Annotated in this window: 19 protein-coding genes; 11 read left to right on the top strand and 8 right to left on the bottom strand. The window is 72.0% G+C overall.

Annotated elements, in window-relative coordinates; all coding sequences use genetic code 11:
* Positions 1 to 450 precede the first annotated feature (450 nt).
* The 5 genes from SGA01_RS39325 (at position 451) to SGA01_RS39305 (ending at position 3,302) form a co-directional block, all read left to right on the top strand.
* Complete coding sequence (locus SGA01_RS39325; RefSeq protein WP_141303080.1) at positions 451 to 1,650, top strand: PP2C family protein-serine/threonine phosphatase; 1,200 nt, start codon at positions 451 to 453, stop codon at positions 1,648 to 1,650.
* 198 nt (positions 1,651 to 1,848) lie between these two features.
* Positions 1,849 to 2,403 (top strand): DUF5994 family protein, encoded by a 555-nt coding sequence (locus tag SGA01_RS39320; RefSeq protein WP_141303078.1) that lies wholly within the window; start codon positions 1,849 to 1,851, stop codon positions 2,401 to 2,403.
* A gap of 4 nt (positions 2,404 to 2,407) precedes the next feature.
* Positions 2,408 to 2,617, top strand: a complete 210-nt coding sequence (locus tag SGA01_RS39315) for a hypothetical protein (protein WP_141303076.1) — start codon at positions 2,408 to 2,410, stop codon at positions 2,615 to 2,617.
* A gap of 104 nt (positions 2,618 to 2,721) precedes the next feature.
* On the top strand, positions 2,722 to 2,988 hold the full coding sequence (locus SGA01_RS39310; RefSeq protein ID WP_024755808.1) for a hypothetical protein: 267 nt from the start codon (positions 2,722 to 2,724) through the stop codon (positions 2,986 to 2,988).
* 41 nt (positions 2,989 to 3,029) lie between these two features.
* Entirely contained in the window at positions 3,030 to 3,302 is a 273-nt protein-coding gene (locus SGA01_RS39305) for a hypothetical protein (protein WP_141303074.1), read from the top strand.
* Between the two features lie 172 nt (positions 3,303 to 3,474).
* Here SGA01_RS39305 and SGA01_RS39300 read toward each other — a convergent pair whose 3' ends face one another.
* The gene (locus SGA01_RS39300) at positions 3,475 to 4,305 is read right to left on the bottom strand and encodes a cysteine--tRNA ligase (RefSeq protein ID WP_141303072.1); all 831 of its coding nucleotides are present in this window, start codon (positions 4,303 to 4,305) and stop codon (positions 3,475 to 3,477) included.
* 403 nt (positions 4,306 to 4,708) lie between these two features.
* On the opposite strand from SGA01_RS39300, the gene SGA01_RS42515 reads away from it, so the two are divergent.
* Genes SGA01_RS42515 through SGA01_RS39285 form a run of 3 tightly spaced genes read left to right on the top strand, consistent with a single transcriptional unit; the run spans position 4,709 to position 7,412 of the window.
* Complete coding sequence (locus SGA01_RS42515; protein WP_229918493.1) at positions 4,709 to 5,497, top strand: hypothetical protein; 789 nt, start codon at positions 4,709 to 4,711, stop codon at positions 5,495 to 5,497.
* 17 nt (positions 5,498 to 5,514) lie between these two features.
* On the top strand, positions 5,515 to 6,684 hold the full coding sequence (locus SGA01_RS39290) for a sensor histidine kinase (protein WP_141303070.1): 1,170 nt from the start codon (positions 5,515 to 5,517) through the stop codon (positions 6,682 to 6,684).
* A gap of 29 nt (positions 6,685 to 6,713) precedes the next feature.
* The gene (locus tag SGA01_RS39285; RefSeq protein ID WP_218037870.1) at positions 6,714 to 7,412 is read left to right on the top strand and encodes a response regulator; all 699 of its coding nucleotides are present in this window, start codon (positions 6,714 to 6,716) and stop codon (positions 7,410 to 7,412) included.
* An 85-nt stretch (positions 7,413 to 7,497) separates the two neighbouring features.
* Here the strand turns inward: SGA01_RS39285 and SGA01_RS39280 are convergent, their stop codons facing one another.
* Positions 7,498 to 8,283 (bottom strand): GNAT family N-acetyltransferase, encoded by a 786-nt coding sequence (locus SGA01_RS39280; protein WP_229918492.1) that lies wholly within the window; start codon positions 8,281 to 8,283, stop codon positions 7,498 to 7,500.
* Between the two features lie 399 nt (positions 8,284 to 8,682).
* On the opposite strand from SGA01_RS39280, the gene sigJ reads away from it, so the two are divergent.
* Positions 8,683 to 9,627, top strand: a complete 945-nt coding sequence (gene sigJ / locus SGA01_RS39275; protein WP_141303068.1) for an RNA polymerase sigma factor SigJ — start codon at positions 8,683 to 8,685, stop codon at positions 9,625 to 9,627.
* A gap of 124 nt (positions 9,628 to 9,751) precedes the next feature.
* Positions 9,752 to 10,954 carry an NAD(P)/FAD-dependent oxidoreductase gene (locus SGA01_RS39270; RefSeq protein ID WP_141303066.1) on the top strand — a complete coding sequence of 401 codons (1,203 nt, stop codon included), beginning with the start codon at positions 9,752 to 9,754 and terminating at the stop codon, positions 10,952 to 10,954.
* Positions 10,955 to 11,178: 224 nt separating this feature from the next.
* On the opposite strand, the gene SGA01_RS39265 is transcribed toward SGA01_RS39270, so the two are convergent.
* The 3 genes from SGA01_RS39265 to SGA01_RS39255 all read right to left on the bottom strand — a co-directional run bounded on the left by SGA01_RS39265 (position 11,179) and on the right by SGA01_RS39255 (position 13,332).
* Complete coding sequence (locus SGA01_RS39265; protein WP_141303064.1) at positions 11,179 to 12,483, bottom strand: MFS transporter; 1,305 nt, start codon at positions 12,481 to 12,483, stop codon at positions 11,179 to 11,181.
* Between the two features lie 133 nt (positions 12,484 to 12,616).
* Positions 12,617 to 12,847 carry a hypothetical protein gene (locus tag SGA01_RS39260; RefSeq protein WP_055642591.1) on the bottom strand — a complete coding sequence of 77 codons (231 nt, stop codon included), beginning with the start codon at positions 12,845 to 12,847 and terminating at the stop codon, positions 12,617 to 12,619.
* A 149-nt stretch (positions 12,848 to 12,996) separates the two neighbouring features.
* Entirely contained in the window at positions 12,997 to 13,332 is a 336-nt protein-coding gene (locus tag SGA01_RS39255; protein WP_141303062.1) for a hypothetical protein, read from the bottom strand.
* Between the two features lie 185 nt (positions 13,333 to 13,517).
* Here SGA01_RS39255 and SGA01_RS39250 point away from each other — a divergent pair, with 185 nt between their 5' ends.
* Positions 13,518 to 14,522, top strand: coding sequence for a helix-turn-helix transcriptional regulator (locus SGA01_RS39250; protein WP_141303060.1), 1,005 nt, complete (start codon positions 13,518 to 13,520; stop codon positions 14,520 to 14,522).
* A gap of 16 nt (positions 14,523 to 14,538) precedes the next feature.
* Here SGA01_RS39250 and SGA01_RS39245 read toward each other — a convergent pair whose 3' ends face one another.
* From SGA01_RS39245 to SGA01_RS39235, 3 genes are all read right to left on the bottom strand, one after another.
* Positions 14,539 to 15,237, bottom strand: coding sequence for a 4'-phosphopantetheinyl transferase family protein (locus SGA01_RS39245; protein WP_141303058.1), 699 nt, complete (start codon positions 15,235 to 15,237; stop codon positions 14,539 to 14,541).
* Between the two features lie 71 nt (positions 15,238 to 15,308).
* A complete protein-coding gene (locus tag SGA01_RS39240; protein ID WP_141303055.1) occupies positions 15,309 to 16,331 on the bottom strand; it encodes a threonine ammonia-lyase in 1,023 nt (340 codons plus the stop codon).
* The coding region (locus SGA01_RS39235) for a non-ribosomal peptide synthetase (protein ID WP_141303053.1) at positions 16,328 to 21,551 on the bottom strand (5,224 nt) is incomplete at its 5' end. The genes SGA01_RS39235 and SGA01_RS39240, both read right to left, overlap by 4 nt.

Genomic DNA, 21,551 nt, shown 5'->3' with positions numbered 1-21,551 from the left:
GGCCTCGGAATGAGTCGAGTGAGCCCGTCGATACCGCCGAGCCCTGCTTCGATACGGGTTCCCGCCGTCCTCTCTTGAACAGCTCACCGATCCTGTGGCCCCGCGTGTCCACGACGACGTGGGTTCGCCACTCACGGATGTCCGCCATCCGGATCATGCCGACTCCTTGCGGTCGGTCACCGGTTCGGGAAGCGTGGCGGGAAGGATTTCGGCTGCCTGGGTGACGTTGTCCTGCGGCGACGTCCGGTCGGCCATCATCTCCCGCCAGTCCCCCAGCGTGCGCCGGGCCTCGTCGAGCGCTGTACCGGCGACCGCGTCCTGTGTGGCGTGCCCGGCCGTCGAGGCGCATCCTGGTGGCGAGATCGCCGGTGACGGGCCCGGCTCCCGTGCCCGCCGGGCCGTGACGCGGGCGCTGCACGGCCCGTCCGCCGCCCTGCGGAAGGGAGCGGGATGACAGTCGGATCGCCCGGGGATCCGGATCGTTCGGAGAGCTTCGGGGAGGGGCTGCTGGGTGGCCTCCTGGACCGGGCCCACGAGCTGCCACCGCATCAGGTCGGGCCGGTGCTCGCCGACACGGTGGCGCGGCTGGGGGGACGGGATCCGCAGATCCTGCTCCAGGACTACGGGCAGCAGCGGCTGGTCCCCCTGCCGGGCGAAGGGCTGGCGGGTGGCGAACCGCAGGCCATCGACGACTCCGAGGCCGGCCGGTGCTTCCTCACCTCACGCCCGGTCGAACTCGTGCTGCCCGACGGCGTACGGGTCCTGCTGCCCTTGCTGGACGGGGGCGACCAGGCAGGCGTCCTGGCGGTCACCCTGGACACCGTCGATGACGACGACCGCCGCCTCCTGCGCAGGATCACCGGGCTGATCGCCGACATGTTGCAGACCAAGAACAGCCATACCGATCTCTTCTTCCGCACCCGTCGCAGCGAACCGATGAGCGTCGCCGCCGAGATCCAGTGGTCGCTGCTGCCGCCCCTGTCGATGGTGACGCCGCGCGTCACCATCGCCGGCGTACTCGAACCCGCCTATGACGTGGCGGGCGACAGCTTCGACTACGCCCTGAACGGGGACACCTTCCACCTCGCCATGATCGATGCCATGGGCCACGGTCTGGACGCGGCCACGATGGCCACCGTGACCATCGGCGCGTACCGGCACGCCCGCCGGATCAGCATCGAGCTGTCCGAGATCTACCTCTTCATGGACCGCGCCGTGGCCGAGCAGTTCGCACCCGACCACTTCGTGACCGCGCAGATGATGCGGCTGGACACGAACACCGGCCGCCTCCAGTGGGTCAACGCCGGCCACCCCGCCCCCATGCTGATCCGCGGACACCGCGTCGTAGGCCGCCTGGACAGCCCCACGACCCTGCCCGTCGGCTTCGGAGGAGCGCAGCCGCAGGTCAGCGAAGTGACACTCGAACCGGGGGATCGCGTCCTCTGCTTCACCGACGGGCTGATCGAGGAACACGAGAGCGGACAGGAGGAGTTCGGCGAGGAGCAGCTGATCGACTGGGTGAACCAGCTGGAGCGGGCGGACCGAGAGGTCCGCGCGGTGGCACGGGACCTCTCCCACACCCTCAAACGGGCACGGGGAGACGCCACTTCGGACGACGCCACCCTGGTCCTGGTCGAGTGGCGTGGATGACGTCATGCCCTCTCGGCCGTCGGCCGGGCGGCGTGGCCGGTGGGAAATCACCTGGTCAGAACGGCTCGTCCGCCCTGTGGGCGGAGTACGCTGAAAGTACCGGGAGTAAGTCGAGCACCCGCTCCCACGCGGACGTCGTTTCCGGCGATCAAGACACTGGGCCGCCCTGCAGGGCGGCCCGGAGACGGGTCCGCGGTCATGACCACCAATCTGGCACCCGCACTTTCGGCGCGCCTTTCGCTGACACCGAAGACCACACTCGCCGGCCTCTTGGACGGTGCCTGGTGGCCTCGTTCGCATGACCTGGCCGTCGAACTTCCGCCTCTGGTCGACGCGCTGGAGGAGCACTTCGGACGCATCACGCGCGTCGCGGTCAACCCCACCCGCTGGCCCGTCGTCCCGCACAAGGTCGCCGTCACCGGGCACACCGTGCACGTCGGCTGGTTCACCGAACAGGATCCCGACAAGATGATCCTGCTCTCGTACACCGTCGGCCGCTGCGATCTCCTGGTCATCCCGCCCGAGACCGAACCCGCCTCAGCCGCACGGCTCATGACCGCCGCCGCCCTCCCCGGCAGCGTCCTGGCCGCCGGCGCCCTGATGTCCGACGAAGCCGCGACCGGCCGCCGCATGCGGGACACCCGCAGCAGCCAGGACGCCTGGGAGACCGACGGCGGGGCCGCCCCGACGCCCCTGCGACACCCACTCATCGGCGCGCGGATGATCCCCATGCCGAGGCACCTGCGGAGGTGACCCCATGGAAACCATGATCACGATCGCCGTCATCGCCCTGCTGATCGCGCTCGGCACGCGCCTGATCCACCGGCTCAACGCCCAGCACGACGCACGCATCGCGGCCCACCACTTCGGCGACCCCTTCCCGGCCATCTTCCGGCCGCCCGGCCACAGCCACCCCACGCCGACGGAGCCGGCCGCCCGCCGCAAGGTGACGGGCACCTGGCCCTGATCGCCCGGACCATTCCTCCGGCCGAAGGCGGCGGGTGGGGCACCCGACACCCGGGACAACCCACCCGCCGGCCTCTCGCTCGCCCTCCGAAGGGACCACGCACCTTGTACCCCACCGACACCGCGGCCCTGCCCTCGGCCGGACACGCCGAGATCCGTATCGTCGCCGCCACCCCCGAAGCCGCCCGTGCGGTCGCCCAAGTGATCCGATGCTCCTTCGCCGGGGCGGAACAGCGCAGCTATCCCGTGCCCGAAGGCGGCACACGGCTCCATCTCACCGTCGACACCGGATCCGGCGCGGAACCCGCCCTCTCCTGGCTCGCCACCAGCAGACCGTCCTCACGCACCGGCACCCACGTCGACGAGGTGTGAGGGGCGTCGGCCGTTCCTCATCCGTATGAAAGGACCCGGTCATGGCGACACTCCGCGAGCGACAGGTCTACCGCGAACGGGTCCTGACCGCCCTCTACGAAGCCACCGAAGGCAACCGTCTCCTCGGAGTCCCCGGGCGCAAACTGCGGAACGACCTGCGCATCCCTGAGGAGGACCTGGCCGCCGCCTGCACCTACCTCGCCGGCGAGGACCTGATCACCGTCGACTGGGAACCGGGCAACACCCCCGCGATGGTCTCCCTCACCCACCAGGGAATCCGCCGCATGGAAGCCGAAGAGGAAGAACGCGGCTGAGCCGGACTGCCCACGGGCCCGCTCTCCCTCTCGGCCTGTCCGGCCCTGCAGTCGTAGAATGGAAGTGGATCGAGCACGCTCACGTGTGGCGATCCGGAAGGGCGGCCTCGGCGGAGTGAATGCGCTGGGGCCGTTGTGACGACCGCTGCCATGAGGCCCGCGGCGGGCGGTGTCATGGCGCCGCCCGGTGCTGGTGACCCACCTCGCGCGCGAGGTCCAGTCCGAGGACGCGGTCGAGGAAGGCGAACGTCTCGAACTTGGCACCAGCCGGTACGTCGGCGCGCGTCATCACGGTGGCCAGCATGTCCAGGACGGCGGGGACGCCGAGATCATCGGCGAGCACGTCACGGGCGTGCCGCAGCACATCGGCGGGGATCGGCCGGGACGGCTCCTGTGCCCAGTCGGCCACCAGCTGCCGCCAGTCCCCCAGCGTCCGCCGGGCCTCTTCGAGCGCAGTACTGGTGACGACGACCGGCGTGCGGTAGGCGTGGCCCAGCATCAACATCCTCACGGCCAGCGGATCGGTCCCCTCCGGAGCGACGGCCTCCAAGAGCCCTGGGGACGGGAGGTGGGCATGGTCCGGGACGCCCCTCTCCCCCGATGCCGGGCCGACCTGGCCCAGGTCGATACGGACCCCGCCGACCGCGTCCTGTGCCGCGGTCCCGTACGCGTGGACGTGAGCATCAGCAGCGGCGCAGAGCGTTCCGTTCGGAGGGTGAACACCGACGGTGTCGGGCGGGTGGACGCCAAGAGCGGACAGGGCGCGATCAAGCGCCTCGGCCTGCTCGTGCGGCAGGTCCGGCATGGTACGGAACGTGCGGGACTGCAGGCCGTGCAGCTCCGCCGTACGCGCCAGTACGTCACCGACCAGGACCGCCCGCAGGTCCCCCAGACCGAACCCGACGTCGCCGGCCGGCAGGTGGACGCAGATGCTCAGCAGATGGCGGCGTACGGAAGGAATCTCCACGGGGCGGCCGGTACGGGTGTCGACGATACGCAGCATGATGCGGAGGCTAGTCGCGGAAACCGCCGGCACCGGGGAGGACCTGACCAGGCGCCCGACATCGGCAAGGCATCGGGCGAAAACGTGCCCCATCCGTGCCCTCAGCGGCGGATCACAGGGGTCAACATGGGCGCGTCGGAGCCCTCGCTCGCCACAAGTCACCCGACAGTCGATATGCGCAGGTCAGAGGGCACATCCTTAGGCAGCGGTGATTCCCAAGCTCATGGCGCGGGTTCGATTCCCGTCATCCGCTCGTCACACAAAGCCCCAGGTCAGCGACCTGGGGCTCTGTCGTTGCCCGGGCCTCTCGGAGGCCATCGGACCACGGTCCGATACGGAGCGGCGGGAGGATCGGACCGTGCTCCGACGCGGAAAGTGGCGTCCGGACGGGATCGTTCAGGACATGACGACAACGAGGCGGATCGCACCCGCCGTACACGGCACCGCCACTCCGGCCAAGACCCCGCTGCTGCCCGTGGCGTGGGACGGTGACGCGCCCTTTCCCGGGCGGTGGGTGGGCGGTGTCTCGCTGGTGGCGGCGCCCGTCCTGCTGGCGGTCGGAGTCCTGCTGCGGCTGCCCTTCCCCTTCTTCTTCCCGGAACAGCTCGCCGCCCGTGTCGAGCACCCCGGCCTGATCGCGGTCTCCTACGGCGCCTTCGCGGCGGGGACCGTCCTGCTGTGGCCGGCCCTCGCCGTGCTGGCGGTGCGGATCGGCCGCCACAGCCCCGGATGGGCCCTGTGGGGCGGGGTCCTCGCCGTGCTGGGGCTCTTCGCGAGGACCTTCCACGCCGGCGTGGACCATCTCGCCTTCCAGCTCGCCGACCGGCAGGGCGCGGAGGCCGCGGCCCGGTTCGTCGGGGAGACGTACGGCGCCTTCCACATCTTCAGCGCCTTCAACGTCGCGATCATGGGGGGCTGGCTGCTTCTCGCCGTCGGAGCCTGGCGGGCGCGCGCGCTGGGTCCCGTCCGGGCGGCGGCCCTCGCGGCCACCGCCGCACTGCCGCTCGGCGTGCTCAAGGGCACCACGCCGCTGTCGGTGGTGGCCGTCGCAGGTCTCTGTCTCGCGCTCGTCCCGCTGGGCGTCACCGTGCTGCGCGACGGGCCGGCGCCCGGCCGGGCCACAGCACTGCGCTGGACCCTCGTGGTCACTGCCGCGACGGCTCTCATGACCCTGGTCGGGAGGGCTGGTTGACGATGTACGGTCGGACCATGCGTGTCCCCCGGCGGCTGCAAGACATCCATCTGCTCGCGCTCGACCTGGCGACCGCACTGCTGATCACCATCGTGTACGTCGGTTTCACCCGGATGTCGGGCGACGACGTGCAGCCCGGCTACACCGGACCGGCATGGGCGGGCGTGCTCGTGGCCGCGGCGGTCGGTCTCCCGGTCGCGGTCCGTCGGCCGTGGCCCGTACCGGCCGCGGTGACAGCCCTCGCCGGAGCCTCTGCCGCCACCCTCCTGGACATCACGCGGGAGCCGTGGACCGCGGTCGGCCTCACTCTGTACATGGTCGCTCTCACCGTGCCCCCACGGCGCTCGGTACCCGTGCTCGCCACCTCACTCACCCTCGCGGCGGCCGCGGTCACCGCAGGGGAGGTCGTCGTCACCCCGGCCGAGACCTGGAGCGGGGCGCTCGGCGTCACCGCCATGGTCTGGCTGGTCCTCGGCGGCGGCTGGGTGGCGGGCTTCGCCGTACGCACCCGCCGGGCCCGCGAGGCCGATCGGGCCGCGCACCGCGCCGAACGCGCCCTCGTCGAGGAACGGTTGCGCATCGCCCGGGAGTTGCACGACATCGTGTCGCACAGCCTCAGCCTGATCGTGGTGAAGGCGGGGGTCGCCGGGCACGTGGCCCAGCGCCGCCCGGAGGAGGCGCAGGAAGCTCTGCGCGTCATCGAACAGACCGGCCGGGCCGCCATGACCGAGATGCGCCGCACCCTGGGCGTGCTCCGTACCGACTCGCGCTCGGCGCCGCTGGGCCCGGTACCCGGCGTCGACGCGCTCGGCGGGCTGGCCGACCAGGCACGACAGGCAGGCGTGGACGTCGACTTGGACGTCCGGGTGCCGGACGGCGGTCTGCCCGCGGGAATCGCCCTGGCCGTCCACCGGATCGTCCAGGAGTCCCTCACCAACGCGGTGAGGCACGCGTCCCCCGCACGCTGTCGGGTGACGGTCGAGGCCGACGCGCGCGAGGTGCGCATCGACGTCACGGACGACGGCATCCGGGGTGCCGGCCGCGAACGGACGGGAGGCCACGGCCTGATGGGCATGCGGGAGCGGGCCATGACGCACGGCGGGACGTTCAGCGCGGGCCCGCGCCCCGAGGGGGGCTTCGCGGTCTCCGTCCGCCTGCCGCAGGACGGCACGAGGACGACGGCGTGAAGGGGAAAGAGACACATGGGGAGGACGGCGTGACGGACGTGACCCGGGTGCTCGTGGTCGACGATCAGGTGCTGCTGCGCGGCTCCTTCCGGATCCTCGTCGAGAACGAACCCGGCCTCACCGCCGTCGGAGAGGCCGGCGACGGAGCGGAGGCCGTCGAACTCGCCCGCCTGCACCGTCCGGACGTGGTCCTGATGGACGTCCGGATGCCGGTCATGGACGGGATCGAGGCGACCCGGCGGATCTGCGGATCCCCCGAGACCGCCGGCATACGGGTGCTGATCCTGACCACGTTCGACCTCGACGAGTACGTCTACGAGGCCCTGCGGGCCGGCGCCGCGGGTTTCCTCCTCAAGGACGCCCCGCCCGCGGAGGTGCTGGCCGCCATCCGGGTCGTCGCCGCGGGCGACTCCCTCCTTGCCCCGTCCGTGACCCGCCGCCTCATCGAGGAGTTCGCCCGCCGTCCCGACCCGGCCCCCGGCCCCCGCCGCACCCCCGCGGCACTGACCGGGGTGACGGAACGGGAGCGCGAGGTCCTGGAGCTGATCGCACGGGGCCTGTCGAACGACGAGATCACGGCACGCCTGCACCTCAGCATGGGCACGGTGAAGACCCACATCGGCCGCCTGCTCTCCAAACTGGCCGCCCGCGACCGCGCCCAGCTGGTGATCGCCGCGTACGAATCGGGAATCGTGTCACCCTCCGACGGCGGCCTGGCAACACACTGAACGGAAAGCCCCGGAGCAGGGCGCACCGCGGTCCTCCCGCGCGCCCTGGCCCGTGATCGAACCTCTCGGAGGCCGGCCTCTGCCGCTACGGTGTCGCAGGAGTGGAGGCCCACCAGGTCGAGGGGGCCGCGACGGTGTAGCCCAGGGACTCGTACAGCGGCCTGCCCAGCTTCGACGCGGTGAGGGTGACCGGCAGGTCCGCCAGCGGGGCGAGGGCGCCGAGCATGACGGCCCGCCCCACGCCACGCGACCGGAAGGCCGAGGACGTGGCGACCCAGTAGTGGCTGCCGATGCCTTCGTCCACGACGCTGACGCAGGCTCCGGCGGCCACGCCGTCGTGCGAGGCGACGAACACGTCCACGCCCGGCTGCCCGATCAGATCCATCGGGAACAGCTCGCCGGGGCGGTAGGGCTCGAATCCGGTCAGCTCGAAGCCCTCGATCACGATCCGCTCAGCCGCCTGGAGGTCCTCGGGCCGCTGTACCCGGATCACGTCCATCGCCGGTTCATCGACGGGCCCCGGCCGGCGCAGCATGACCGGCATCTGCCAGTTGCGCATGCCCAGGTGGCTCAAGTCGGTCGAGCTGAAGGGATCCTCGGCGTTCACGGGGCCCGCGGCCCGGCGAACCAGCTCGCCCAACTCGGCCAGTTCGCCCGGGTCGAGGTCCGGTTCCTGGATCAGGACCCGGACGCCGGCACGCTCGCCGCCGTCGACCGCGACGAAGCCGCGGCGTCGGACGACCTCGTGCCCCCGGGAGCGGCCGGTCGCGATCCACAGGGCGGCGGAGTTGCGGGCCTGACGCATCGGCGCCTCGGCCAAGGTCACGGCCACGGACGTGGGCTGGTCGGTCTCAGGAGAACTTGTTGTCATTACGCCTACGGTAGTGGCCAATTGCCCGCACACATGGGCCAATTACCTGCCCACCGACCGGGCCACCTTCGGGCCTGAGCCCTGTCGTGGTGTCCACGGCGTCGTCAGCGACCTGGGGCTCTGCCGTCGTCCGGAGTGCGGGCAGCCATCGCGGCGATCATGATGATCGTCAGCATGGTCGGGCCTCAGGGGTGGGTAGCGCGGGAGGTCGGGAGCGCGGGAGGTCGGGAGGTCGGGAGGTCCGGCGGGGCCGTCGGGCGGGCCTTCCGCTTGCCCCGTCTCCCTCAGACGACCACGCCCGGCGGCCTCGGGCGAGACGGGCCGCGTACCCGCTGCTCCATGTGGCCCACCAGGCCTCGGGCCTGCCACTCCGCCCGTGCGGCGCCTAGGATCGCGGGCATGGTGCTGATCATGAGTGACGTGGACCGGTTCGAGGCCGCCAGGCCCCGGCTGGAGGCCATTGCCTACCGGCTGCTCGGCTCCGCGAGCGAGGCGGAGGACGCCGCGCAGGAGACGTTCCTGCGCTGGCAGGCGGCCGACGTCGAGCGGATCGAGGTGCCCGAGGCCTGGCTCACGAAGGTTCTCACCAACTACTGCCTCAACCAGCTGACTTCGGCGCGCGCCCAGCGCGAGACGTACGTGGGGCAGTGGCTCCCCGAGCCGCTGCTCGCCGGGGACCCGATGCTCGGCCCCGCCGACACCGCCGAGCAGCGCGATTCGGTGTCGTACGCCGTCCTCGTCCTGCTGGAGCGGCTGTCGTCCAACGAGCGGGCGGTGTACGTGCTGCGGGAGGCCTTCGACTACCCGCACCGGGAGATCGCCGAGATCCTGGACATCACCGAGGCCGCCAGCCAGCAGATCTATCACCGCGCCAAGAAGCACGTGGCGGACGGCAAGGCCCGCACCGAGATCGACGAGGCCACGGCGCAGCGCATCGTCGAGGAGTTCCTGGCCGCGGCGACCAGCGGCCGTACGGAACCTCTCGTACGTCTCCTGACCGAGGACGCCTTCTCGGTCGGCGACGGCGGTGGCAAGGTCCCGGCCCGCGCGAAGGCGTTCGAGGGCGCGCTCGCGGTCGCCACGTTCATGCGCGGCCTGTTCAAGCCCAGCAAGGCCAAGCGGAACATCCTCGGCGGCGCCGCCGAGATCTACGCCACGACCGCCAACGGCGGGCCGGCCATCGTCGCGGTCGTCGACGGCCGGGTCGTCGGCATCACCTGCCTGGAGGTCGGCCCGGAGGGCATCGTGGCGCTCCGCAACCAGGTCAACCCCGACAAGCTCACCCGCGCGACCGAGCTGTGGGCCGCCACGGACCACGGGAAGGGCCCGATCCACACCCTCTGAATCACCCTTCGAGAAGGTGTGACGCAGGCCACATCCGGATCCTGTCAGGAAACGCGGGGCTGTCCGGTTCAAGGTGCGAAACCACGCCGGACAGCGGCGGACCCGCCCAGACAGGAGCACGGACATGGAGCACCGCATCGTCGTCCTCGGAGCCGGCTACACCGGTGCCGCCGCCGCCGGCCGCATCGCCAAGCGGCTGCACCGCGAGGACGTGACCATCACCCTCGTGAACGCCGAGCCCGACTTCGTCGAGCGCGTCCGGCTGCACCAGATCGCGGTCGGCCAGGAGCTCAAGCCCCGGCCGTACGGCGAGATGTTCGCGGGTACGGGCGTGGAGCTGAAGCTCGCGAAGGTCACCGCCGTGGACGTGGACCGCAAGACGGTGGCGGTCGCCGCCACGGACGGTCCCGGGCGGGAGGAACTGGCGTACGACACCCTGGTCTACGCCCTCGGCAGCGGCTGGAACGACGGCGGCGTCCCCGGCACCGCCGAGCACGCCCACGAGATCTCCAGCCGCCCCGGCGCCCTCCGCCTCCGCGACCGCCTGGCCTCCCTGGAGGCCGGCCGGCCGGTCGTCGTGGTCGGCGGCGGGCTGACCGGCCTGGAGGGCGCGACGGAGATCGCCGAGGCCCGCCCGGACCTCGACGTCTCCCTGGCCACCCGCGGCGCCCTCGGCGACTGGCTCTCGGAGAAGGGCCGCGCCCACCTGCGGAAGGTCGTGGACAAGCTCGGCATCACGGTCCACGAACACGCCGCGGTCGACGCCGTGGAGGCGGACCGCGTCACGACCGCCGACGGCCGGACCATCCCCGCCGACGTCACCGTCTGGACCACCGGTTTCGCCGTCCGCCCGATCGCCGGGGCCACCACCCTGGAGCTCACCGACGGGGGCCAGATCGTGGTCGACAGCACGATGCGCTCGGTCTCCCACCCGGACGTGTACGCCGTGGGCGACGCCGCGATGGCCCTCGGCGCGGGCGACAAGCCGCTGCGCATGTCCTGCGCCTCGGGCGTCCCCATGGCCTGGCAGGCCGCCGACGCCATCGCCGCCCGGCTGGCCGGCACCAAGGTCCCCCACATCGACATCCACTACTCGCAGCAGTGCATCTCTCTCGGCCGCGGCGACGCTCTGATCCAGTTCGTCACCGCCGAGGACCAGGCGGTCGAGAAGGCCCTGACGGGCCGTATGGCGGCCCGCTACAAGGAAATGATCTGCAAGGGCGCGGCCTGGGGCACCGCCAACCCGACCCTGGGCCTCCCGACCCGCCGCCGCCGCGTCGCGGCGCAGGCGGCCCCGAGCCTCGCACCGGCGGAGGCAGCGGCCTGATATCCCGCCTGTTCCTCCCACGAAGGCCCGGGTCGGCGACCCGGGCCTTCGCCCTGGCTCAGACGAACGCCGCGGCGGCCGGCGCGAGGCAGACGCCGGCAGCCAGGCGGGACAGACGGCGGTCGCCACCGGCGGAGCCGATCTCGGCGGAAGGCTGTTCACCCCAGTCGCGGCGACGCCTTCCGCGTAGAACTCCGAAGAACTCCGTAGGACTCCCGTGGCCCTCAGGCCAGTTCGGCCTTGCGGACCGTGGGGGACGCCAGGCAGACGATCATGCCCAGGGCACTGAGGACTCCGCCGGCCAGGAAGGCCGTGCCGACCCCGCCGTAACTGACGAGGGCGCCGAAGGCCGGGAAGGTCAGCGGGGCGAGCCCCAGGGCCGTCAGGCTGGTCACCGCGGTGACCCGGCCCAGGTAGGCATGCTCGGTGGCCGTCTGGATGAGGGACTGCGCCAGTCCTCCGGCGATGCCGCCCGCCAGGCCGGCCAGCGCGGCGAGCGCCACCGTGGAGCCCAGGTCCGGGGCCGCGGGGAACAGGGCGATGCAGGCCGAGGTCACCAGGGTCGTGGCGATGAGGACGTAACCCGCCTTCGGCAGGCGTCCCAGGACCGCGAGCACGAGTGCGCTGACCGCCGCCCCGCCGCCGAAGCCGGCCACGATCCAGCCCATGCCGCCCGCTCCCCAGTCGCGCTCCGACGTGAGGAAGACGAAGCCGATGTTGAGGGGGCCCGCGAAGCCCAGCTCGCTGAGGGCCGCCGCCAGGACGAGCGGGCCGATCAGCTTGTGGCGGCGGATGAAGACCAGGCCTTCGGTCAGGTCACGGCGTGCGGAGTTCTTGGTGGCGCTGTCGGCGGCGGTCGGTTCCGGGGTCGCGGACGCTTCCTCTTCCAAGGGGCGCAGCCGGACCGCCAGGAGCAGCAGGAGCGAGACGCCGAACAGCACGCCCGCCAGGGCGAAGGCCGCTTCCGGCCCGCCCAGGCCCATCGCGAGGCCCGCCAGCGGGGGGCCCATCATCGTGCCGCCGCGCACGGCGAGGGCACGCATGCCCTGGATGCGGACCAGTTGGTCCGGTGTCGAGATGCGGGGCGGCAGCGCGCCCACCGCGGGCATGAACAGCGCGTCGACCGCGCCGAAGACCAGGGCGACCGTGACGAGGAGCCAGACGTGACCGGGGGTGAAGGCAAGGGTCACCGCGGCCGCCGCGATGACGGCGAAACGTACCGCGTCGCTGCCGATGACGACCCTGCGCGGTCCGAAGCGGTCCGCGACCACTCCGCCGCCGAGCATGAGGAGGGCCCGGGGCACCGCACCGGACGCCACGATCATCCCGACTTCCGCGGGGCCGGCGATCCGGTTGGCGGCCCAGCCGAGGGCCATGAAGTAGATGCTGTCGCCGAGGATGGAGAGGGTGTAGGCGGCGAGCCACCGCAGGACGGTTCCGTCCTTGTACGCGGGCCTGGACGCGGGCTCGGCCACGCGGCCGGCCACGGGCCGTTCAGGGCGTAGGGCACGGGTGGTGACATCCGCCATCGGGGCGTCCTCTTCTCCTGGGAGGTCGAGCGAGGTCGAGTGATCGAGCGATGCTGCTCGCAGTCGAGCGAAGTCGGAACAACTCGGTGGAGCGGGAGCGGGAGGAGACGTGGCCCGGGTCGGGGCCCGACTGCTAGTCCCAGCCCGTGGTGTCCTTCGAGGTGGACGGGGTCGGGGTCGGCACGGCGGCGGTGTCGGCCCCGCCCGTCGTGGTGGCGGTCTCGCCGTCCGTGGTGGTGCCGGCGACGGTCGCGACCGGGGCGCTCTGCTGGGTGGCGACAGCGGCGATTCCGAAGGTCGGAAGGGCGACGAGAGCGCAGACGGTGACGAACTTCGAGGCGAGGCGAAGGGTGTTCTTAGACATGACAAACTCCGTCCGGAAATTGTTGGCTGGAAGTTGTCAGCTTCGGTGGCCTGTTTCCTGCTCCGGCCTGTTCCCTGCTGACATCAACAAGTCTTGCCTGCCCGAGTGCCGCCGACCAGCTTTACGGGTTGACCTCAACCGGCCTTCGCCTATTCCGTCCACCGACCGTCGTCACCGGGCTCGTGGAGCATCCGGTCGAACAAGGCCGGGACCAGTGCCGCCGAGTAGCTCGTCACGTAGGCCTGCCGCAGGGCCGGCTCGCCGCTCAACGCCTTGAGCGCCACGGTGTACGCGACCGTCTCGGCCTCGGGGAGGGTCGCCGCGGTGACGAAGAACCCGACCGTCAGGTCGCCCCCGTCCCCCGGGTGAATGCTGATGTGCCCGACCCCGTCCTCCGGGGTCGCGTAGGAGAGAAAAGCCTCCCTGAGCGACTCCGGCTCCTCAGGGATGCAGGGAAGTCGAATGCGTACATGGACCAAGCGCATAACTCCACCTTCGCGGAAGTACAGAAGGTGCAACAGCAGCCAATACCGGACTGTTTATGCCATTGCCCAATCCGGCCACCTTCCCGCTAAGCCTTGCAGCCCCCCGGACATTCCAGGGGCACCTATCGGCCAACGGCGCAATTCATGCTTTGATTCGTCTTGATCTTCAGAGGGGGAGGCCGAAAATGCTGGAAGCACTGGGGTTGGACGGCGTCTGCGAGAACGTGTACCGCGCGGTACTCGCACACCCGCAGGCGGAGTTCGAGGCTCTGCGCGAGAGACTCGGCCTTCCCGAGGACGAGCTGCGCGGGGCATTGGACAAGCTCAGCGAACTGGCCCTCGTCCGGCCCGCGTTCGACCACCCCCACTGTTTCCGGGCCGTGGACCCCGAGGTCGGCATCCAGGCCGTCATCGCCCGCCAGCAGGAACGTCTCGCCGCCGAGCAGCAACGCATCGAGCAGATTCGCCTCGCGGCCGCCCAGCTGGCCGCCGATTTCACCGCCGCCCGCCCCCACAAGCAGATCGACGGCATCGAGCGGCTCGACGGGATCGAGGAGATCCGGGAGCGGATCTCGCGGCTGGTCCGCGACGTCAGCACCGAGGTCATGACGCTCGCCCCCGGCGGAGCGCAGAGCGAGGCCAGCATGGAGGCGGCCAAGCCCCAGGACCAGGCCCTCCTCGAACGCGGTGTCCGGATGCGGACGCTCTACCTCGACAGCGTCCGCAACAGCCCGCCGACCGTGGCGTACGCCAACTGGCTCGCGGAGCTGAGCGGCGAGGTCCGGACGACTCCGTCCCTGCCGATCCGCCTCATGGTCCTGGACCGGCGGGTCGCGATCGTCCCCACCGACGAGGAGAACAGCCGCGCCGGCGCCCTGGTCCTCAGCGGCAGCGGGACGGTCACCGCCCTGTGCGCGCTCTTCGACACCATCTGGGACAACGCCCTCCCGCTCGGTGGCGCGGCCTCCCGCGAGCGGGAGGACGAACGCGGCCTCTCCCCCCAGGAGTCGGAGGCACTCCGGCTCCTCGGGCAGGGCCTCACCGACGACGCCGTCGCCAAGCGCCTCGGCGTCTCCCCCCGCACGGCCCGCCGCATCGCCGCCGACCTGATGGAGAAGCTCGGGGCGCGCAGCCGGTTCCAGGCGGGCTCACGGGCCGTCGCCAAGGGCTGGCTGACCGGGGAGGAGTAGGCACGACCGCCTTCGCCTACTCCCTGATCGCCAGCGCCGCCGCCAGCCCGTCCGGGGCCGCCACGTCGTAGAAGAGCCAGTCCGGCACCTCCGCGCTCTCCCCCACGTAGTCGTGCGCGGCGCCCATCGCGAGCCCGGTGCCGAGGCCCTTCAGATAGGCCTCCTTCCGGGCCCATATCCGGGCGAAGGCCGCCGCGCGCCGGTCGGGCGGCGCGGTCTCCAGGAGGGCCCGCTCCCCGGGGTGCAGGGTGGTGGCGAGCTCGTCGGCGACCTCCAGCTCCGGGGCGACCTCCAGGTCCACACCGACGGCCGTACGGGCCAGGGCGATCAGGCAGTAGCCCGCGCGCCGCGAGAGCGAGAACTGCAGGGAGCTCCCCGCGACGACCGGCCTGCCGTGGCCGCCGTCGCACACCGGGCAGTCGTCCTGGGCGAGTTGTACGTCCTGTGGGGCCCGGCCCAGGTGGGCGCCGAGGATGCGGCGCAGGGCGATGTGGGAGGCCGTGTAGTGGGCACGGTCCAGCGGCGAGCGGAAGGCCGTGGCCTTGGCCCGCTCCTTCGCGTCAAGGAGTGCCAGGGGGTTCGGTTCCGCGGGACCGCCGGCGAGGTTCACGATCCACAGCCTCGGCCCGGAGAAGGGCTGGACCAGGTCCGCCGGCCGGTCGGAGCGGTAGGGGCGCGGCGTGAGCGTTTCGCGGGACAGGCACGTGGTGGTCATGGTTCTCCTTGCGGCGCGGACGGACGACGGGCGGGGTGAGGTGGGACGGGAAGGCGGCGGGACGGTGGCGGTCACGCCGCTGCCAGGGCCGCGTACGTGTGGGTCTGCTGGAGCTCGTGGGTGTTCTGGAGCTCGTGGATCCCGTGCCCGGTCAGTTCGTCGAACCGGCTCCGCGCGATGTTGCCGCCCGTCAGCACCACCACGACGTCCCGTACGTGGTCGGCCTTGAGCGCCGCCGCGACCGCCGCCGCCGAGCTGGGTTCGGCCACGATGCCGTGCGTCCGCAGGAGGGACATGGTCCGGACGATCTCGTCGTCCTCCACCACCGTGAGGTGGTCGACCCCGGCGGTGATGACGGGGAGGGCGACACGGCCCGGTGCCTGGCCGCGCAGCCCGTCGGCGACGGACGCCGACGGCGGGACCGCCACCGGCTTCCCGGTGGCCAGGGACAGGGCGTAGCGCGGGGCGGACACGGGTTCCACCCCGATGACCGCCGGTACCGACGGCACGGACGGCACGGACAGCCCGGTCGGCGCTTCGTGCCAGGCCGCCTTCGCCAGGCACATGCCGGCGAGCAGTCCGCCGCCGCCGACGGGGACGTACACCGCCTCGATCCCCGCCGTCTGGGTGGCGATCTCGAGTCCCGTGGTGCCCTGGCCCGCGATGACGTCGGCGTGGTCGGACGAGGGGATCAGCGTCGCGCCCTGTTCGGCGGCGAGGGCCTCGGCCAGCCGGTTCCGCTCCGCGACCCCGCCCTCCACGAAGACGACCCGGGCGCCGAGACCGCGGATCGTCTCGACCTTCTCCGGCGCCGACCGCGCGGTCATCACGACCGTCGCCGGCACCTTGGCGGCCCGGGCGAGCATCGCCACCGCCTTGCCGTGGTTCCCGGAGGAGGCGGTGACCACCCTGACGGGAGCGGCGACGGCGAAGGCGTTGGTGACGCCCCGCAGTTTGAAGGAGCCCGACTTCTGCAGGTCCTCGCGCTTGAGGAGGACGCGGGTGCCGGGGATGCGCTGGACGGGTGTCCTGCGGACCACGGGCGCGATGCGCCGTCCTGCCGCCCGGACGTCCTGGAACGTAGGAATCCTCATGCCTGCCACCCCGCGTACTCCATCGAGTTGCTGATGATCGTCTGGGCCAGGACGGCGACGGCTTCCGGAGCCGTCATCATGTCCAGGTGTGTTCCCGGTGTGTGCGCTTCGCGCAGACCGCCGGGATAGAGAGCGCGCCAGTAGCCCGTGTACTCCTCGTGGCTGCCGTCGCTCGCGTGCGAGCCCTGCCCGCCGAGCAGCACGTCGTCGCTGACGACGAGGGTGCAGGCCGCGGCCGACACCGGCGGCTCGTAGGCCGCGACCGACTCCAGGAGCCCGCCGAGCGTGGCGTACGGGAGCCATTCGTCGAGCGTGGCGGACTCGTCCGGCACCTCCAGGGTGCTCGCGAGGTGGCGCAGCGCCATCTCCGTCCGCTCCCGCTCGGCGCCCTCCTCCTTGCGGCCCTTCTCCCAGAGGGCGACGGCCTTGTGGTAGTCGGCCACGTAGCCCATCAGCCGTCGTCTGACGCCCGGTTCGACGATCGGCGGTTCGACGAGGTAGACCTGCTCGGTCTCGTCGGGGGCCTGCCGGGCCATTTCGTGGGCGATGACGGCCCCCAGCGACCAGCCGAGCAGGTGGTACGGGCCTTCCGGCTGGACCGCCTTGATCTCCTCCCAGTACCGCGCGGCCAGCGCCTCGGCGCCGAGGACGGTCTCCTCGTCCGGCTCCATGCCGGGCGCCTGGATGCCGTACGTCCGGCAGGTGCCGGCGAGTCGGGCGGCGAGGGTCGCGAACCAGTGCGCGCTGCCGCCGCTGGGGTGGATGCAGAAGAGGTACCTGTCGCCGCCGTCGCCCTGGGGCGCGTCCTTCGCAAGAGGCCCGCCCGCCGTCTGCCCGCCCAGCTCGAAGGCCAGCGACCGGGACACCGTGCCCGCGCGGGAGATCAGTTCCGCGGCCTCCGCGACGGTGGGGTACTGCATGACCGCCCGGACGGACAGCGCGTATCCGGCGTCCTGGAGGCGGGTCGCCAGCCGGACCGCGCGCAGCGAGTGCCCGCCGAGCTGGAAGAAGTCGTCGTGGACGCCGATCCGGTCGAGGCCGAGGACCTCGCTCCAGATGTCGGCGACGATCCGCTCCACCTCGGTGCGCGGGGCGACGTACTCGCCGTCCGTCTCGGGCCGGTCGCCCTCCGGCTGCGGCAGCGCCTTCCGGTCGACCTTGCCGTTCGGGGTGAAGGGCAGGGTGTCGAGGAAGACGAACCAGCCGGGGATCATGTAGTCGGGCAGGCTCTCGCGGAGCCGCGCCCGCAGCCCGGCGATGGTCAGCTCGCGGCCCGCGACGGGCACGCAGTAGCCGACGAGCCGCTTGTCGCCGGGGGTGTCCTCACGGACGATCACGGCGGCCGCGGCGACGTCCTCGTGGGCGGCGAGCGCCGACTCGATCTCGCCGAGCTCGATGCGCAGTCCGCGCAGCTTCACCTGCTGGTCGATCCGCCCCAGGAACTCCAGGTTGCCCTCGGGCAGCCAGCGCACCAGGTCGCCGGTCCGGTAGACGCGGGCCCCGGGCTCCTCGGAGAAGGGGTGCGGGACGAACCGCTCCTCGGTCAGCTCGGGCCGGTTCCAGTAGCCCCGGGCGACGCCCTCGCCGCCGATCCACAGCTCGCCGGGCACGCCGACGGGCGCCAGGCCGCCGAAGCGGTCCATGACGAACACCTCGGTGTTCGCGATCGGCGACCCGATGAGGACGCGGTCACGGCTGTGCGTGTACTCGTACAGCGTGCTGCAGACGGTGTCCTCGCTGGGCCCGTAGGCGTTGACGAACACGCGCCCCGGGGACCAGGTGGCGAGGACGTCGGGCGGGCAGGCCTCGCCGGCGACGACGATCGTCCGTACGCTCTCCAGCGCCTCCGTGGACACGCCGGTGAGCAGCGACGGGGACATCGTGACGGCGGTGACGCCGTGGCGGGCGACCGTCGTCTCCAGGGGCTTGCCGGGGAAGAGGTTCTCGCGCGGGGCGAGGACGAGGGCCGCGCCGGCGCCCCAGGTGGTGAACACCTCGTACATGGAGGCGTCGAAGCTCGGCGAGGCGAACTGGAGCACGCGGCTGCCGGAGTCCAGGTGCAGTTGGCGCGGCAGGTGCTCCGCCATGCTGACGGCGCCCTGGTGCTGGACCATGACGCCCTTCGGCGTGCCGGTCGAGCCGGAGGTGTAGATGATGTACGCGAGGTTGTCCGGTCCCGACCGCGGTGCGGGGTCGGTCGCGGGGCGGGTGGCGATCGTCGGCCAGTCGGTGTCGATCAGCACGTGGGCGGCGGTGCCGGGGAGCCGGTCGGCGAGGTGTCCCTGCGTGACGGTGAGCGGGGCGCGGGTGTCGGAGAGCATGAACTCCAGGCGCGCCGCGGGGTAGTCCGGGTCGAGCGGGACGTAGGCGGCGCCGGCCTTCAGTACGCCGAGGAGCGCGACGATCATGTCCGGGCCCCGGTCGACGCAGACGGTGACCAGGTCCTCGGCCTTGATGCCGAGGTCGATCAGGTGGTGGGCGAGCCGGTTGGCGCGGGCGTTGAGCTCCGCGTACGAGAGGCGGGTGTCCTCGAAGAGGAGCGCGGTGGCGTCCGGGGTGCGGGCGGCCCGCTGCTCGAACAGCTCGTGGACGGTGATGTCGTTCTGGTACGGGACGGTGGTGTCGTTGAAGGTGACGAGCAGCCGCTCCCGCTCGGCGTCGGTCAGCACGTCGAGCTCCCCGATCCGGCGGGCCGGGTCGGCGACGACCGCGTCCAGGAGGCGGGTGTAGTTGCCGGCGAGGCGCTCGACGGTGGCGCGGTCGAACAGCTCCGGGGAGAAGAGGATCCGGCCCTCGACGCCTCCGGTGGCCTCGTCGACGTCGAGGAGGCACACGAGGTCGAAGTTCGGTGTCTCGCCCCGCACTTCGATGCTGTCGAGGGTGAGTCCCGGCAGGGTCCAGGCGCTCTCCGGGACGTTCTGGAGGGCGAACATCACCTGGAAGAGGGCATTGCGGGAGAGGTCGCGCTCGGGAGCGAGCTCCTCGACGATCCGCTCGAAGGGAAGGTCCTGGTGTGCGTACGCGCCGAGGGCCGTCTCGCGCACCTGGCCGAGGAGGTCCGTGAAGGACGGGTTGGCGGTGAGGTCGGACCGCATGACCAGGGTGTTCACGAAGAAGCCGACCAGGTCCTCGACCTCGGCACGGTTGCGGCCCGCGATGGGGGTACCGACCGCGATGTCGTCCTGGCGGGACCAGCGCGACAGCAGCACCTGGAAGGCCGCCAGGCCCGCCATGAACAGCGAGGCGCCCTGGGCGGAGGCGATGTCCTGGAGACCCTTCGCCACGTCGGCGCCGACCCTGAAGGTCACCGCGTCACCCGCACCCGAGCGGTGCAGCGGACGCGGACGGTCCGTCGGCAGTTCCAGCGGCTCGATCCCGGCGAGGTTCTCCCGCCAGTAGCCGAGCTGCCTCTCCTCCCGCTCCGGCGTCAGCCACTGGTGCTGCCAGAGAGCGAAGTCGCCGTACTGGATCGGCAGTTCGGCCAGTTCCACGGCCCGGCCGGACAGGGCCGCCGTGTAGAACTCCCGCAGCTCGTCCGTGAGCACCGCGACCGACCAGCCGTCGGCCACGATGTGGTGGATCGCCACCATCAGCAGGTGACGCTCGTCGGCCAGCCGCACCACGGTCACCCGCAGCAGACGGCCGCTCGTCAGGTCGAAGGGGCGGCAGGCCTTGGAGTCCAGGGTGACGCGGGCCAGGGTCTCGCGCTCGGCGTCGTCGGCGATGTGCCGCAGGTCGATCAGCTCGCCCCGGACCTGCCACGGCTCGCCGACGACCTGCACCGGCTCGTCGTCGGCGCCGGTGACGAACCGGGTCCGCAGCACCTCGTGCCGTGCGACGAGGCCCGAGAACGCCGTCTCCAGCGCCGCCAGGTCGAGTACGCCTTCCACCTCGAAGCCGAAGGGGATCACGTACTCCGCACTGCCCGGCTCCAGCTGGTCCAGGAACCACAGCCGGCGCTGCGCGAAGGACAGCGGGACGACGGCGGTGCCGACGGGGCGCCGCCCGATCGCGCTCTCCTGCTGCGCCGCCGACTCGGCCTCGGCGGCCAGGCAGGCGACGGTCCGCGCCTCGAAGAGCTGCCGGACGGTGACGGTCGCGCCGAGCGCCTTGTTGATGCGCGAGACGAGCCGGGTCGCGAGGAGCGAGTGCCCGCCGAGCTGGAAGAAGTCGTCGTGGACGCCGACCTGGTCGAGGCCGAGGACGTCGCGCCAGATGTCGGCGATGATCCGCTCGGTCTCGGTGCGCGGCGCGGTGTAGTCGCCGTCGGCGGCCTGGCGGGCGCCGTCGGGCGCGGGCAGGGCCTTGCGGTCGACCTTGCCGTTGGGCGTGAGCGGCAGGGCGTCGAGGAAGACGAACCAGCCGGGGACCATGTAGTCGGGCAGGCTCTCGCGGAGCGCGGAGCGGAGCCCGGCGACGGTCAGCTCGCGGCCGGCGGTCGGGACGCAGTAGCCGACGAGCCGCTTGTCGCCGGGGGTGTCCTCGCGGACGATCACCGTGACGCCGGCGACGTCCTCGAGGGCGGCGAGCGCGGACTCGATCTCGCCGAGCTCGATGCGCAGGCCGCGCAGCTTCACCTGCTGGTCGATCCGGCCGAGGAATTCGATGTTGCCGTCCGGGAGCCAGCGCACCAGGTCACCGGTCCGGTAGACACGCGCCCCCGGCTCCTCGGAGAACGGGTGCGGGACGAACCGCTCCTCGGTCAGCTCCGGCCGGTTCCAGTAACCGAGCGCCACACCCGGGCCGCCGATCCACAGCTCACCGGGGACACCGACCGGCGCCGGGCCGCCGAAGCGGTCCATGACCAGGGCCTCGGTGTTCGCGATGGGCCGGCCGATCGGCATGGACGTGAGCTGCGGCCCCGCCGGGTCGACGACGTAGCAGGTCGCGAAGACCGTGGTCTCCGTCGGCCCGTAGCCGTTGACGAGGTTCTCCGGCGCGTACGGCCCGGCGAGGAGCGCGTCGGCGACCGAGCGCTCGACGGCGTCACCGCCGTACATCACCGTCTTCGTCCCGGCCAGCAGGTCCGGGCACTCCGAGACGTGCTGGTTGAAGAGCGGGGCCGTCAGCCACATCGTGGAGATGCCCTGCGTACGGATGGCCGCGCGCAGCCGCTCCGGGTCGAGCACGACGTCCTTGGAGAGGACCGCCACGGAGGCACCGGTCGTGAGGGCGCCCCAGTACTCCAGGGTGAAGGCGTCGAAGGAGAAGTTGGCGGCC

The sequence above is a fragment of the Streptomyces gardneri genome (assembly GCF_006539185.1).
Classification (GTDB): Bacteria; Actinomycetota; Actinomycetes; order Streptomycetales; family Streptomycetaceae; genus Streptomyces; species Streptomyces gardneri.
Note: the sequence above shows the minus strand (reverse complement) of the source record. Positions and strands in the feature narration are given on the sequence as shown.